This window comes from Bacillota bacterium (assembly GCA_024653485.1).
Classification (GTDB): Bacteria; Bacillota; SHA-98; order UBA4971; family UBA4971; genus UBA6256.
In genome coordinates this window covers 1-13,646 of record JANLFY010000003.1, presented here as the reverse complement: position 1 = coordinate 13,646, position 13,646 = coordinate 1, and the positions used below count along the sequence as shown (strand labels likewise).

The window sequence follows — 13,646 nt, the reverse complement described above, 5'->3', positions numbered from 1 at the left end:
TCTGCAGGACCTGGCAACGTCCGAGAACGCCGGAAGCTCGGAGCACGGTCGCGGGCCAGGCCCCGAGACAGGAAATGGACATGCCCTCGAGGTGAGGGTCATGGACGACGGACAGGCGCGAGAGAGGAACGATAGCGCGATGGCAGAGGCCGATGGGCTAGGCACGGTGTTCGTGAAGATGCACGGCCTAGGGAACGACTTCGTCCTTTTTGACTTTGTCAAGGCAAACGCGTTTACTGACGCGGACGCGGCGCGATGGGCGAGAGGTGCGGTGCGCCTCTGCAACAGGCGCACGGGAGTGGGTGCCGATGGGGTGGTGCTCGTCTTGCCATCGGACCACGCCGACGTCAGAATGGTCATCTTCAACAGCGACGGCAGCGAGGCGCGCATGTGCGGCAACGCCTCGAGGTGTGTGGCCGTGTACGCACAAGACAGCGGCCTTGCGCGCGGTCCCTCAGTGTCCATCGAAGCTAAAGGCGCGACGGTTCGAGCAGAGGTGATACTTGAGGGCGAATTCGCCGGACAGGTCCGCGTGGACATGGGAGCCCCCGTGTTCCGGCCGGACAGGATACCGGTCGCAGCCGCCGGGCCGTTTGTGGTGGGCGAAGCGCATGACCTTGCAGCAGGCAGATTCGAGATCACGTGCGTGTCCATGGGGAATCCCCATTGCGTCGTCTTCGTGCCTGACGTGGCTGCCGTGGACCTTGAGCGACTCGGGCCGGCCATCGAGCGCGATCCTCTCTTTCCGGACAGAACGAACGTGGAGTTCGTCCAGGTGAATGGAAAGGAGGATCTCACAGTGCGCGTGTGGGAGAGAGGCGCGGGTCCGACTCTCGCCTGCGGGACGGGGGCGTGCGCGTCTTTGGTTGCCGCGTCAAGACGCGGATTCTCGGGGAGATCCGCACGCGTGCACCTTCCCGGCGGGACACTCTTCGTGGAATGGAACGAGGACGATCATGTCTTCATGACCGGCCCCGCGACACACGTATTCACAGGGATCATCGATGACCTCGAGGAGTGGTTGAAGTGAAGATTCAGGAAGCACGACGGATCACTAACCTGCCTCCGTACCTTTTCGCCGAGGTGGATCGCCAGATAGCGCGTGTACGCGAGCGCGGCGTCGACGTAATCAGCCTCGGCATCGGAGACCCCGACTTCCCGACGCCTCCGCACGTGGTGGCACGGCTCAAGGAAGCGGCGGACGACCCAGCGAACCACCGTTACCCGAGTTACGAGGGCCTACGCGAGTACCGCGCAGCGGTGGCCGGTTGGTACGAGCGAAGGTTTGGTGTGGCGCTCGATCCCGACACCGAGGTGGTGTCCCTCATAGGCTCGAAGGAAGGCCTTGCACACGTCCCGTGGTGTTTCATCGACCCCGGGGACCTCGCTCTCGTCCCTGACCCAGGGTACCCCGTGTACGCCACCGCGGTGTTGCTCGCAGGGGGGGATCCGTTTCCGATGAGGCTCCGCCCGGAGAACGGCTGGCTTCCCGACCTGGACTCCATCCCGGCGGACGTGAGGGCAAAGGCCAAGCTGATGTTCATCAACTATCCGAACAATCCCACAGCTGCCACGGTCGACGGCACTGAGTTCTTCGAACAGGTAGTGGAGTTCGCGAGGGCGAATTCCATCATCGTGTGTCACGACGCTGCCTACAGCGAGATAGCCTTCGATGGGTACCAGGCTCCGAGTTTCCTTCAGGTCCCTGGCGCGAAAGAAGTCGGGATAGAGTTCCACTCCCTTTCCAAGACCTATAACATGACCGGATGGCGCATTGGGTGGGCGGTCGGATGCAGGGAGGTCATAGGCGCGCTCGGCAGGCTCAAGACCAACCTCGACTCCGGCATCTTCCAAGCTGTCCAATACGCCGCGATAGCGGCCCTTGAAACACCCCCCGAGCACTTGACTCGGGTGCTGAACGCGTACGCGGAGCGTCGACGGAGAATTGTCGATGCGCTGAACCGCTTGGGATGGGCCCTCGAACCTCCGAAGGGGACGTTCTACATCTGGGCGCCCGTGCCGCACGGTTATTCGTCGATAGAGTTCTCCCGACACCTGCTCGATACAGCGGGAGTGTTCGTGACGCCCGGAGTCGGGTACGGGTCCGCAGGCGAGGGCTATTTCAGGATATCCGTCACTCTCAGCGACGCGAGGCTGGAAGAGGCGATAGCGCGTCTCGAGGAGGCTGGAGTCAGGTACTCATGAGGGGACGGGGGGACATGCCAGAAGCGAAGGGGCCGGAAGGAGCCGAGAGCCTCGTCGATGAGATCGTCGATGGGATCATCGAGAGCGATCTCGGAATCGACCCCTCCTTAGCGGCGCTCGCGCGCGAGACTGAGGAGGCGTGCAAACAGGAGATTGGGCGCATCGACGCCTTGGCGCGGCGCAACCTTGGGAGGGTATTGAGGGCGTTCAGGGAGAACGGCCTGACCGACCAGGATTTCGGCGGCACGACCGGGTACGGGTATGACGACCGGGGAAGAGAAGTCGCCGAAGCGATCTTCGCCAGCGTTTTCGGCGCGGAAGCAGCCATCGTGCGGCACCAGATAGTCTCCGGCACCCACGCGCTCGCTCTTTGCCTCTTCGGCCTCCTCAGGCCCGGTGACGAGATCCTGTTCGCAACGGGCGAACCGTACGACACCTTACGAGACGTGGTGGGCATGGGGCGTCGCGTGCCCGGGTCGTGTGCGGAGCTTGGAATTACGTGGCGCGTCGTCCCGAGGAACGTCGAGCGGCGCGATCTCGACGTGGGCGAGATAAGGCGTTCGGTGGGCGATCGCACGAGGATAGTGTTCATTCAGCGGTCCCGCGGATACTCCTGGCAACCATCGGTGAGGGCTGCCGAGATAGAGCAGATCGTCCGAGGAGTCAAGGCAGAAAAACCGGACGCTCTCGTGGTCGTGGACAACTGCTATGGTGAGTTCACCGAGGATATGGAACCCACGGCAGTGGGCGCGGACGTAGCTGCGGGCTCACTCATCAAGAATCCCGGTGGCGGGATAGCCCCCGCTGGGGGATACGTCGTCGGCAGACGCGAGCTCGTGCAACGCGTCGCGGCTCGTCTCACAGCGCCAGGAGTTGGCGGGGCGGTCGGGCCGAGCCTTGGGCATTCCCGCTTGATACTGCAGGGCTTCTTCCTCGCACCGGTGGTCGTAGCGGAATCCTTGGCGGGAACGACCGTGGCATCGAGACTCTTCCGGGCGCTCGGCTATCCCACGATGCCTGACGAGAGGGAAGCGCGCTCAGACACTGTCCTAGCGGTGAGGATGTTCACGAGGCGCAGGTTGCTTGCGTTCTGTCGCGGTTTTCACGTCGCAAGCCCGGTGAACGCGAAATACTCCCCCGAACCGAGCCCGCTCCCGGGATATGCGGACAGCGTCATCATGGCCGGCGGAACCTTCGTGCAGGGGTCGTCCTCGGAACTGACTGTGGACGCACCGCTCCGGCCGCCGTACGTGGCGTATGTTCAAGGGGGTCTTTCGAGGCACCATGTGATGCTGGCGGTGCTATCCGGCCTCACGGCATTGTCTCGAGAAGATATGCTGGAGCCAGCGGCGGAGAGAGAAGAGGAGGGTGGGGAAGACCCCCTGGAAGGCACAGGCTGACGACGCGAATTGCGGAGATTCCCTTGACTTTGGGGGGCGATCTGCTAAAATTGCGTTGATCGGGCAAGTCACCGATCAGAAGGGAGAGAGCTGGAAGGGAGGCGGGACTTTGGATGGCAAACACTTTGGGGCGTCATATCCTGTGCGAGGCGTACGAATGTGACCCTGAGGTGCTTGACAACATAGAAGCCGTGCGAGAGATAATGGTGGACGCTGCTTTGCGGGCAGGGGCCGAGATCCGCGAGGTGGCGTTTCATAAATTCAGCCCTCAGGGTGTGAGTGGTGTGGTGGTTATATCCGAGTCCCACCTGGCCATCCACACCTGGCCGGAGCACAGGTATGCTGCGGTCGACGTGTTTACATGCGGGGAGAAGGTGGACCCCATGGTCGCGTGCAGGTACATCCGCGATCTATTCAAGGCCCGCCGAATAGTGGCTTCCGAGGTGAAAAGGGGGATCTTCGAGGAGCACGACGTGACGAAGATCTCCCCGGGGTAGCTTGCGCAGGGGCATCAAACCGCCGCACGATGTGGATCGAATCGAGGAACGACAGATGCGTTCCTCGATCTTTTTTCACGGCGAGCGAACATGCAGGATAGGACCAAGAGGTGGCGAAGTAAAGGGGCGGCGGCGGACCGCCAAAGGGAATAGTGTGCAGGGGTGGCTCGCCCAGCAAACTCAAGGGGGGTTTTCCACCGGTGGATGACACTGCCATGATGCTCAGAGAGCTCTCGGAAGCTCCGGGAGTGCCTGGATACGAGAGGGAGGTACGCAAGATCATCAGGAAGCACCTCGAACAATTCGCCGTGATAGAGCAAGACCGACTTGGAAGCTTGGTCGCGCGGCGCCGGGGCACGAGCGACAGGCCCAGGATAATGCTGGCGGCCCACATGGACGAGATCGGCTTCATGGTGAAGTCTGTGACTCCCGAGGGATTCGTGAGGTTCATACCGCTGGGTGGGTGGTTCGATCAGGTCTTGTTGGCGCAGAGAGTGGTGATCAAGACGGCCTCGGGCGATGTGCCAGGGGTCATTGGTTCTAAGCCGCCGCACCTGCTCACCGAGGAAGAGAGAAAGAAAGTCGTAGAGAAGAAGGACATGTTCATAGACGTCGGGGCGACCAGTTTCGAGCAGGCGACTGGCGAGTTCGCAATCCGTCCGGGTGACCCGATAGTCCCGGTCAGCAGTTTTGAGGTCCTAAGGAACGCAGACCTGTACCTCGGCAAGGCGTGGGACGATAGGGTGGGGTGTGCCCTCTTCATAAGCGTGCTCAAGAACCTCGCCGGCACGACCCATCCCAACACGGTGTACGGAGTCGGCACGGTTCAAGAGGAAGTGGGCCTCCGCGGGGCGGAGACCAGCGCGGACCTAGTCGACCCCGACGTGGCGTTCGCGCTCGAGGTTGGAATAGCGAACGACGTTCCGGGATCGGACAAGGAGAGGGTGCAGGAGCGGATCGGCGCGGGTCCTGTCATCCTCATCTACGATAGATCGCTCATCCCCAATTCGAAGCTGCGCGACCTCGTCATCGAGACGGCGAAGGATCTCGGCATACCCTACCAGACCGACTTCATGGAGGGCGGAGCGGCCGACACGGGTAGAATCCACCTGCACGGCGTGGGAGTCCCGTCCGTTGTGATCGGCGTGCCGTCCCGCTACATACACAGCCACGTGTCGCTCATCAGCCGCGAAGACTATGACCGGACCGTGGCGTTGGTGACGGAGGTCGTGAGGCGGCTCGACGCGTCGACCGTGGCCGAGCTCGCGAGCTGACGAGAAACGCTCGGGTGGGTGGTGGCCGCCCTTGGGAACGATTCCTCGCGCTCGTATGGAAGCCCTTCCCGTGGCGCAGACGCAACGCACACTAGACGCAGACAGCGTAGACAGCTGAGAGGAGGGAGATGGAGTGCTGCGTGAAAGATGGAGCCCTCGTTTGTTCGTAGTGCTTGCTTTGATAGCCGCAACGGCGTGTGTCGCTCCAGGCCTGGCGTTCGCGCAGGAAGCGCGCGTGGAAGTAGCGGAGGCGGCTCTCGATCACCAAAGGAACGTGTCGCTTACAGTCTATAGCAGCGGCCTTGCATTGGTTCGGGAGGAGCGCGTGGTCTCGCTCGCGAAAGGCCTCAACCTCTTGTGCTTCCCCGACGTCCCCAAAGAGCTGGACTCGTCATCGGTCCGTCTCAGGTCGCTCACCGCACCAGGCGATCTCAACGTCATCGAGCAGAGTTTTGAGTACGACCTCGCGAGCAGGGTCGGTCTCCTCGAGAAGTATGTAGGCAAGGAGATAGGGTTGAACCGCGACGGCGTCGTGCGCCCGGCCCGTCTTCTGGCCGTTGACCCTCAAGGCAGGCTCACGGTCGAGATGGACGGGAAGATCCTTCTCGACCCGCTGGGTGAGGTAGAGCTCCCTTCGTTGCCCTCAGGTCTCTTCCTGCGCCCAACCCTCTCGTGGCTCGTGGACGCGAAATCAGACGGCAGCCACGTGATAGGGGTGACCTATCTCGCGGAGGGCCTTGGCTGGCGAGCGAATTACGCCTGCGTGCTGGACCCGGCGGAGAAGCACGTCGCCCTCGACGGGTGGGTCACGTTGGACAACGAGAGCGGAGCGACGTTCCGCAATGCCTCCCTGAGACTCGTGGCGGGTGGGGTGCGTGCGGCCGAGCCGGAGGCGGCCTTCAAGGCGACGGCAGGACTCTTGGCGACCACGCTTGCCGTTGACGCATTCCGAGAGCAGCCGCTTTTCGAATACCACTCTTACGAGCTCGGGCGCCGCACCACAGTGCAGGACAACCAGTCGAAGCAGATCGAGCTGCTCTCGGCGTCGAACGTGCCCGTGAAGAAACTGTACGTGTTCGAAAGTCCGCGACGCTCCCCCGAGTACGAGAAATACGCGGGACAGAAGGAGACCGGGGACGTCAAGGTCATCGTGCAGTTCCAGAACAAAACCGATGCAAGGCTGGGAATCCCGCTTCCGGCGGGGCAGGTGCGCGTGTACAAGGCGTCTGCCGACGGGAGCCTGGCATTCGTTGGTGAAGACAAGATAGCACACACGCCGCGGGATGAGACCGTCGAGCTCTATGTCGGCAACGCTTTTGACATAGTGGGCGAACGGCTGGTCACCGACTACAAGAAGACCGGGCCGAGCTCTTACGAGGAAGCGTGCTGTATCAGACTGCGCAACCACAAGGACGAAGATGTGGAGATCACGGTCATCGAGAGGTTCTACGGTGAATGGGCCATTCTGAGCTGTGTCCCCACGTCGTACCAGAAACTGGACGCGAACACGGCCGCGTTCAAGATCAAGGTGCCCAAGGGCAAGGAGGGCGAAATCCTGTACCGGGTTCGCGTCATCGCTGACTAGGCCCGCAAATAGGATAGTAGCGCGAACGGCGTCGGAGGACGCAGGCGCACACCCGCTGGCCGGTGGGTGCCGGACACTGGAAGTGAGATCAATCAGGGAGGGATGGCCGTGGCCTGCTATCTGATTGACGATATCGAAGGGTTCCGGCAGAATGTGGTGGGCACAGTCATTGTGGGCGTGGACGTGCGCACGAGCGCGGCGGGACCGCAAGACCCGGGGTACTGGGAGGAGGTCCTCATCACGCTCGATTCCGGGTATGTAATTCACTTTTCCAGCACGTTCTCGGAGGACTTCAAGCAGAAACACCACATGGCGCAGCCTTCGCGGGGTGCAGACTCCGGTTATCACTAATCCTGGCCAAAGGGCTGAAGAGCTGGCGCGCGCGTAAGCCGCACGTGGGGTTCTGGAGTCTGGGATGAGGCCGCAGACGGGGTCGGTCGCGCGGACGGCCGGCCCCGTCGCCTTTCCTTTGGGGGAGGGTTCCACGGCTGCATAGCGAATGTTTTATGCGACGTTGCCGCCGTGCGGCGAAGGGTGGAACCGATCGCGAAGAGGGAGAGCAAGGGAGAAGAAGTGGGAGAGAGGACAGTGACCACATGGCCGAGGCCCGCAGATGACCTCTTGGGAGAGGGAGACTACTACGTCGCCCGGCGCACGTTGCCTCCGGTGTATGTGTCGCCGGGGCGCGGTCGAGAGAGCCTTCGACGTAACCTCAAGCTTCTGCGGGGTGTCGGACCGAGAACCGAGGAGAAACTGAAGGCCCAGGGCTACAGCGATCTCGCGCGCCTGTGCCAGCACTCGCGCTGGGGCACGGCAGCACGAGCCATGCTGGAAGCCATCGAGAACGGCGACCGCAAGACGCTCTTGAGGTGCGGAGCATCTGAGCTGGACCTCTTGACGCACTATCCAGAGACCGCGATAGCGTTCGTGGACATCGAGACCACAGGACTCTATAGCACGCAGCCGCTCTTTCTCGTGGGAATCATGGGGTTTTGCGAGGATCGCGGGGTGTTCCTGCGGCAGTATCTCGCCAGATCATACGAAGAGGAGGCCGCCGTGCTGTCGGCAGTCAGAGACGAGCTGGACAAGGTCCAGGTGGTAGCGACCTACAACGGACACAGGTTCGATCTTCCCTACATTCGGGACCGAATGGCCTTTCATGGCATGGAATGCGTGTCGTGCGAACTCCACGTGGACTTGCTCAGGGTGGTGCGCCGCCTCTATCGGGACGTGCTGCCGGATTGCAGGCTCGTGACGGTGGCCGCGCACCTACTCGGGTACGAGCGCCACGGCGACATCCCGGGGGCCTTGATTCCAGAGGCGTACCACGAGTTCGTGAGAAGCCGGAATCCCGCCCTCATACGTCCCATCCTTGAGCACAACGCCATGGACCTTCATGCGCTTGCGCTCGTTCTCGAGACCATTTTGGACGTTAGGTCCGGAGGCTCGTAGCTTCGAGTTGGGATGCCGTCCCGGGCGCGAGGCGCGCGTCGGGGACGAGCGGGCAACGTGGCAAGGCGCGGGAGTGCGCCCGGCGCTCAGGCCACCCGCTGCGAGCGACCTATATAGCGACGTACATCAGGAGGTACAGGAGATTGGACGAAGCAAGGATCATGCGCGCTGTCAGAGAGATCCTCGAGGCAATCGGGGAGGATCCGGACCGTGAGGGTCTCCGAGAGACGCCCCGCAGGATAGCACGGATGTACGAGGAGATCTTCTGTGGAATCGGCAAGAACCCTCGTGACCTTCTCACACCCCTGTTCAACGAGCACCATGAGGAGATGGTCATCATCAAGGACATCCCATTTTACTCCATGTGCGAGCATCACCTCTTGCCATTCCACGGGAAGGCTCACGTGGCCTACCTGCCCAAGGGGGGGCGAGTCGTGGGGCTGAGCAAGCTCGCGCGAGTGGTCGAGACGGTCGCAAGGCGTCCCCAGCTGCAGGAGAGGCTCACAAGCGAGATCGCGGACATGATAGACGAGGCTCTGAAACCTCACGGGGTCGTGGTGGTGATAGAAGCAGAGCACATGTGCATGTCCATGCGAGGCGTGACCAAGCCGGGAAGCATCGCCGTGACCTCCGCGGTGCGAGGACTATTCCGGAAGGACGTTGCGGCGAGAGCCGAGGCGTTCTCCTTGATCAAGGGCAATTCGTAGGACACCGGCGGCCTTGCAATAGCAGCACCTGACCGGGCTGGCCCGCCATGGTCTCCCGAAGCGCGGCGCATGACCCGCCTTCACCCTTCACTCCGACGGTTCCGGCGCAAGCCACTTGAGCGGGTGTCCGTCCACGATTTTGGGAGCCTGGGTAATAATCGCTCCCTCCGCTCATATACATTATTCTGAAAGCCGGGTGCGACCCGGTGCCGGGGGAGGGAGCCGGTATGGAGACGTTCGACATCTTCCAGGACATCGCCACACGAACTGGCGGCGATATCTACATCGGAGTGGTCGGGCCGGTCAGAACGGGCAAGTCCACGTTCATCAAACGTTTCATGGACCTCCTGGTACTTCCGAACATCTCCGACATGTACGACAAACAGCGTTCTGTGGACGAACTCCCGCAGAGCGGTGGCGGAAGGACCATCATGACCACCGAGCCCAAGTTCGTGCCCAGCGAGGCCGTGGAAGTCGAGCTCGAAGACAACGTCAAGGTCCGGGTCAGGCTCGTTGATTGTGTCGGCTACACGGTGAGGGGAGCGCTCGGGTACGAGGACGAAGCCGGCCCGAGGATGGTCGTGACGCCGTGGTTCGACTACGAAATCCCGTTCGAGGACGCGGCCGAGTTCGGAACGAGAAAGGTGATAGCGGACCACTCGACCATCGGCCTGGTCGTACTGACGGACGGCTCGATCACCGAGATCCCGAGGGAGAATTACGCGCAGGCGGAAGAGCGGGTCATAGCGGAGCTGCGCCAGCTGCGCAAGCCTTTCGTCGCGATCCTCAACTCTGTGGCACCGTGGTCGAGAGAGGCTAAGGACCTTGCCACCGACTTGTCCCAAAAGTACCAGGTACCGGTCATCCCCCTCGACTGCATGCGTATGGACGTGGAGGACGTCAAGGGTGTCTTGCGCGAAGTGCTCTACGAGTTCCCTGTTCGCGAGGTGAGCGTGCGGCTGCCTGTCTGGCTGGGTGAGCTTGCAGAGGATCACTGGGCAAGGCAGAGGTTCCAGGAAGCCGTCGTCACGACGGTGAAGGAAGTCAAGAGGATACGCGATATCCACACCGTCGTGAACAGGCTGTCCGGAGAGGAGTTCGTATCCTCGGCGGATCTCACGAAGATGGAATTGGGCACAGGCTCAGTGGTCATCGACCTGGACGCGCCGAGGAGCCTGTTCTTCCAGGTACTCCAGGAAGTGAGCGGTCTCGAGGTAGAGAGCGATCACCATCTCCTGCGGCTTATGAAGGAGCTATCCACGGCAAAGAGGGAGTACGACAAGATAGCCGATGGCTTGCGAGACGCGCGTGAGCTTGGGTACGGCATAGTGATGCCGCTCCTCGATGAGCTCACGTTCGAGGAGCCGGAGCTCATCAGGCAGGGCAGCCGGTTCGGCGTGAGGCTCAAGGCGTCGGCCCCGTCCATCCATATGATCAGGGCGAACATCGAGACAGAGGTCACGACGAACGTGGGGACGGAAAGGCAAGGGGAGGAGCTGGTCAGGCGACTATCGGAGGAGTTCGAGAAGGACCCCGATCGCATTTGGAACACGGACTTCCTGGGGAAGTCCCTGCACGAGCTGGTGAAAGAGGGCATCGAGAGCAAGCTCTATAGAATGCCGGAGAACGCGCAACAGAAACTTCAGGAGACTCTTCAGAAGATCGTCAATGAGGGCAGTGGCGGGCTCATCTGCATCATATTATAGCGCTTAGCATCGTCTGGAAGAACGCAAGGGAAAGACGGAGAATCCCCGAGGCGGGCCGCACTTGGCGGCCCGCCCTTTATAAATCCTGCTTGAAGTGGGCAACATACCTGCGAAAGGAGGTTTCCGGAATGACGAAGACGGAACTGGTTGACAAGGTCGCAGCCAAGACCGGTTTCACCAAGAAGGATTCAGCGCGAGTCGTCGATGCGGTATTTGAGTCCATCTCGGAAGCCCTGGCCGCAGGGGATAAGGTATCAGTAGTAGGCTTTGGCAGCTTCGAGACGAGAAGGAGAGCAGCCAGGGCCGGCAGGGATCCGAGAACGGGGGGCACCATTCGGATCGCCGCGCGTACGGTGCCGGTCTTCAAGGCAGGCAAGACCCTCAAAGACGCAGTCGCCAAGTGAATTGCGGCTGCAGGGCTCTCTTGGAGGTCGAAAGGCGGCACCGAGCTGCGGACGCAAACTCGGGGTTGCGGCCACGCCGGCGATCTGCTATAATCCAGTTGGACCGCAAGAGAAGCGGGCCAGCCGGATTTGGGTCGGGGCGTGGCGCAGTTTGGCTAGCGCGCCTGAATGGGGTTCAGGAGGTCGCGAGTTCAAGTCTCGCCGCTCCGACCAGTCTTTGTACCGACGGCGCTCCGCGGTCTGCAACCGACGTGTCAGCAGAGATACGCCGAGAGCCGCCTGGCAGGAACGCCGGGCGGCTCTCGTCCCACTGGTCGTGCCGTTGTCTTCACGAGCCTTCTCTGCAGCGCGAGGCCGACGGTGACGGCCAAGTTGAGGTGGGAGAGGCAAGTTCACAACAGGTGAGAAATGGCGCTCTCCTTCAGAATATGGCTTGTGCCATAATCCCCTCGCGTTAGCCGTGGGACCGTCGGCAGTTATAGTGGTGTCCCGGCGTCGCAGATTTTAGTCGCGCCTGAAGGGAATTTCCGCTTTGAACATTATGGAAATGCAGCCATGAGGAGCCTGGCAGCGGGTAGGGTCAAGACCATGGATGAGGTGGAATCCGCGAACCGCGGCATGGGAAGCGACAAGACGAGAGCCGAGATCACGGTAACCGGCCGAGTCCAAGGTGTCGGCTTTCGGGAGTTCGCGAGGAGACACGCGACATCTCTCGGCCTCCTTGGATGGGTGAGGAACCGACACGATGGCTCGGTTGCGCTCGTCATCGAGGGAGAGCTCTGCAGGGTGGAGCGCCTCATCGCGCTCTTGCGCGAGGGACCCCCATGGGCGAGGGTGGACGACGTCGACGTTCGGTGGTCCGCTTACCGCGGCGAGTTCGTGTCCTTCACCGTCCGAGGCTGAAAGCCCCGCTTGTGAGGTGGTATGCCAATGGGAGTCGGTGAGAACCACGGGTGCAGGCTCAGGCGCGGCGTCGGGCTTGCGCTCGGCTCCGGTGCGGCGAGAGGGCTTGCTCACATCGGTGTGTTGAAGGTCCTGGAGCGCGAGGGCATCCCGATCAGGGCGCTCTCCGGCGCAAGCATGGGCGCGCTAGTAGGGGGGCTGTATGCGGCGGGAATGCCCCTCGCCGAAATGGAGAAGCACGCGCTCGCCGTGACGAAACGGTCCGTGCTTGCGTGGATAGACCCCATCCCCCCGAGACAAGGCTTCATAGTAGGGAAGAGAATACAGGATCTGCTGCGCTCTTTCATCGGCAACGTTCGATTCTCAGAACTCAAGATCCCGCTTGCCGTGGTCGCGGCGGACGTCCTCACCGGAGAAGAGACGATCCTCAGGGACGGAGACGTCGTCGACGCCATACGCGCCAGCATCTCGATTCCGGTCGTGTTCGTTCCTGTGCAGCTCGGCGGGAGAATGCTTGTGGATGGGGGCGTGGTGAACCCAGTGCCCGTTGATCAGATCCGCGTCCTCGACAGGTCAGCGGTCGCAGTGGCCGTGAGCGTGTTGCCGAAACTTGAGCGCAAGCACGTGGAGAAGCCCCGCACGGCTGACATAGTCCTGAACACACTGGACATCATGCAGATGAGGTTGTTCGAGTTCAGGCGGGGTGAGGCGGAAGTAGTGATCGAGCCGGACGTATCGTTTGCGACGGGGATCGAGTTCTGGGAGGCGCGCGAGCTCATCGCTCGTGGGGAACAGGCGGCCATCGAGGCCTTGCCGAGCATCCGAAAGGCGCTCGGAAGATGGCCCCGCTGATTGGAGAGCTCAATGAAGAGCCCGACGCCCGGGATGTGCGCGGTGGTGCCGGCGCGGCTGCGCCCGTGCGAGGCGTGGATACGGCAGAGTGTGTGAAGACCGCTACGAGGTAGCGTAAAGTTCTTGTAGGTGAGTCTGAGGTGAACGAGCAGGAGAAGAGAGACCCCAGCGATCGTGTCAACGGACTGTGATTTTGTCACCCCAAAACACATTCATCTGGACTGAGAAAATGTCACCCCTGGGTGTGTCGACGACGTGAGTGGGCGGGGGGCGTAGTGTGTGGGCGTGCTTCACATGGGCATGTGTACGTGAGCGACGTGGCGAGTCACCTCTGGGCATAGATGTTCCCTCCTCCATAGAGCCTTTCACGCCATGAGCTAGTGGTAGGCTGTTTGGGTGGCGTGAGAAGAGCTTGGCGGCGCCAAGGGTGCGTAGCTGGTGGACTGAGGTGTTTACGGTGGCTGTGCTCAGGTTGGGGGCGCTGTGAAGCTTGTTGTGTTGGATGCTGGTATTCCTTGAGCGCATAGGGCCAGCCATCGTATAGGGCGGTAATGGAGCCATCCAGGTGAGTGAGGACCATGATCGCAGCCTTGGGGCGTAGGGGGAGGATGGCGCCATTAGGTGTGAGAAGCTGATAGGTCTTGCCCTGGAAGGAGATCGT

The 13,646-nt window shown here is 61.7% G+C and carries 13 protein-coding genes and 1 tRNA gene; all 14 read left to right on the top strand.

Features of this window, described 5'->3' with window-relative positions; translation table 11 throughout:
- Positions 1-139: 139 nt before the first annotated feature.
- The 14 genes from dapF (at position 140) to NUW12_02755 (ending at position 12,985) form a co-directional block, all read left to right on the top strand.
- Positions 140-1,030: a diaminopimelate epimerase gene (dapF, locus tag NUW12_02820; GenBank protein ID MCR4401705.1), complete on the top strand. Its 891-nt coding sequence runs from the start codon at positions 140-142 to the stop codon at positions 1,028-1,030.
- A gap of 2 nt (positions 1,031-1,032) precedes the next feature.
- Positions 1,033-2,205, top strand: a complete 1,173-nt coding sequence (locus NUW12_02815; protein MCR4401704.1) for an LL-diaminopimelate aminotransferase — start codon at positions 1,033-1,035, stop codon at positions 2,203-2,205.
- A 14-nt stretch (positions 2,206-2,219) separates the two neighbouring features.
- Positions 2,220-3,605, top strand: a complete 1,386-nt coding sequence (locus NUW12_02810; protein ID MCR4401703.1) for a methionine gamma-lyase family protein — start codon at positions 2,220-2,222, stop codon at positions 3,603-3,605.
- A 113-nt stretch (positions 3,606-3,718) separates the two neighbouring features.
- Positions 3,719-4,102: an adenosylmethionine decarboxylase gene (gene speD / locus NUW12_02805; GenBank protein MCR4401702.1), complete on the top strand. Its 384-nt coding sequence runs from the start codon at positions 3,719-3,721 to the stop codon at positions 4,100-4,102.
- A 200-nt stretch (positions 4,103-4,302) separates the two neighbouring features.
- Positions 4,303-5,376 carry a M42 family metallopeptidase gene (locus tag NUW12_02800; protein ID MCR4401701.1) on the top strand — a complete coding sequence of 358 codons (1,074 nt, stop codon included), beginning with the start codon at positions 4,303-4,305 and terminating at the stop codon, positions 5,374-5,376.
- Positions 5,377-5,509: 133 nt separating this feature from the next.
- A complete protein-coding gene (locus NUW12_02795) occupies positions 5,510-6,961 on the top strand; it encodes a DUF4139 domain-containing protein (GenBank protein ID MCR4401700.1) in 1,452 nt (483 codons plus the stop codon).
- Positions 6,962-7,063: 102 nt separating this feature from the next.
- Positions 7,064-7,312 (top strand): hypothetical protein, encoded by a 249-nt coding sequence (locus tag NUW12_02790; GenBank protein ID MCR4401699.1) that lies wholly within the window; start codon positions 7,064-7,066, stop codon positions 7,310-7,312.
- A gap of 237 nt (positions 7,313-7,549) precedes the next feature.
- Positions 7,550-8,413, top strand: a complete 864-nt coding sequence (locus tag NUW12_02785; GenBank protein MCR4401698.1) for a ribonuclease H-like domain-containing protein — start codon at positions 7,550-7,552, stop codon at positions 8,411-8,413.
- A 143-nt stretch (positions 8,414-8,556) separates the two neighbouring features.
- Positions 8,557-9,120: a GTP cyclohydrolase I FolE gene (gene folE / locus NUW12_02780; GenBank protein ID MCR4401697.1), complete on the top strand. Its 564-nt coding sequence runs from the start codon at positions 8,557-8,559 to the stop codon at positions 9,118-9,120.
- Between the two features lie 227 nt (positions 9,121-9,347).
- Complete coding sequence (spoIVA, locus tag NUW12_02775) at positions 9,348-10,826, top strand: stage IV sporulation protein A (GenBank protein MCR4401696.1); 1,479 nt, start codon at positions 9,348-9,350, stop codon at positions 10,824-10,826.
- Positions 10,827-10,954: 128 nt separating this feature from the next.
- The gene (locus NUW12_02770) at positions 10,955-11,230 is read left to right on the top strand and encodes an HU family DNA-binding protein (GenBank protein MCR4401695.1); all 276 of its coding nucleotides are present in this window, start codon (positions 10,955-10,957) and stop codon (positions 11,228-11,230) included.
- Positions 11,231-11,365: 135 nt separating this feature from the next.
- A tRNA-Pro gene (locus NUW12_02765) sits at positions 11,366-11,443 on the top strand.
- Positions 11,444-11,848: 405 nt separating this feature from the next.
- Positions 11,849-12,133, top strand: coding sequence for an acylphosphatase (locus NUW12_02760; protein MCR4401694.1), 285 nt, complete (start codon positions 11,849-11,851; stop codon positions 12,131-12,133).
- Positions 12,134-12,160: 27 nt separating this feature from the next.
- Positions 12,161-12,985: a patatin-like phospholipase family protein gene (locus NUW12_02755; GenBank protein ID MCR4401693.1), complete on the top strand. Its 825-nt coding sequence runs from the start codon at positions 12,161-12,163 to the stop codon at positions 12,983-12,985.
- The last annotated feature ends 661 nt before the right edge of the window (positions 12,986-13,646 follow it).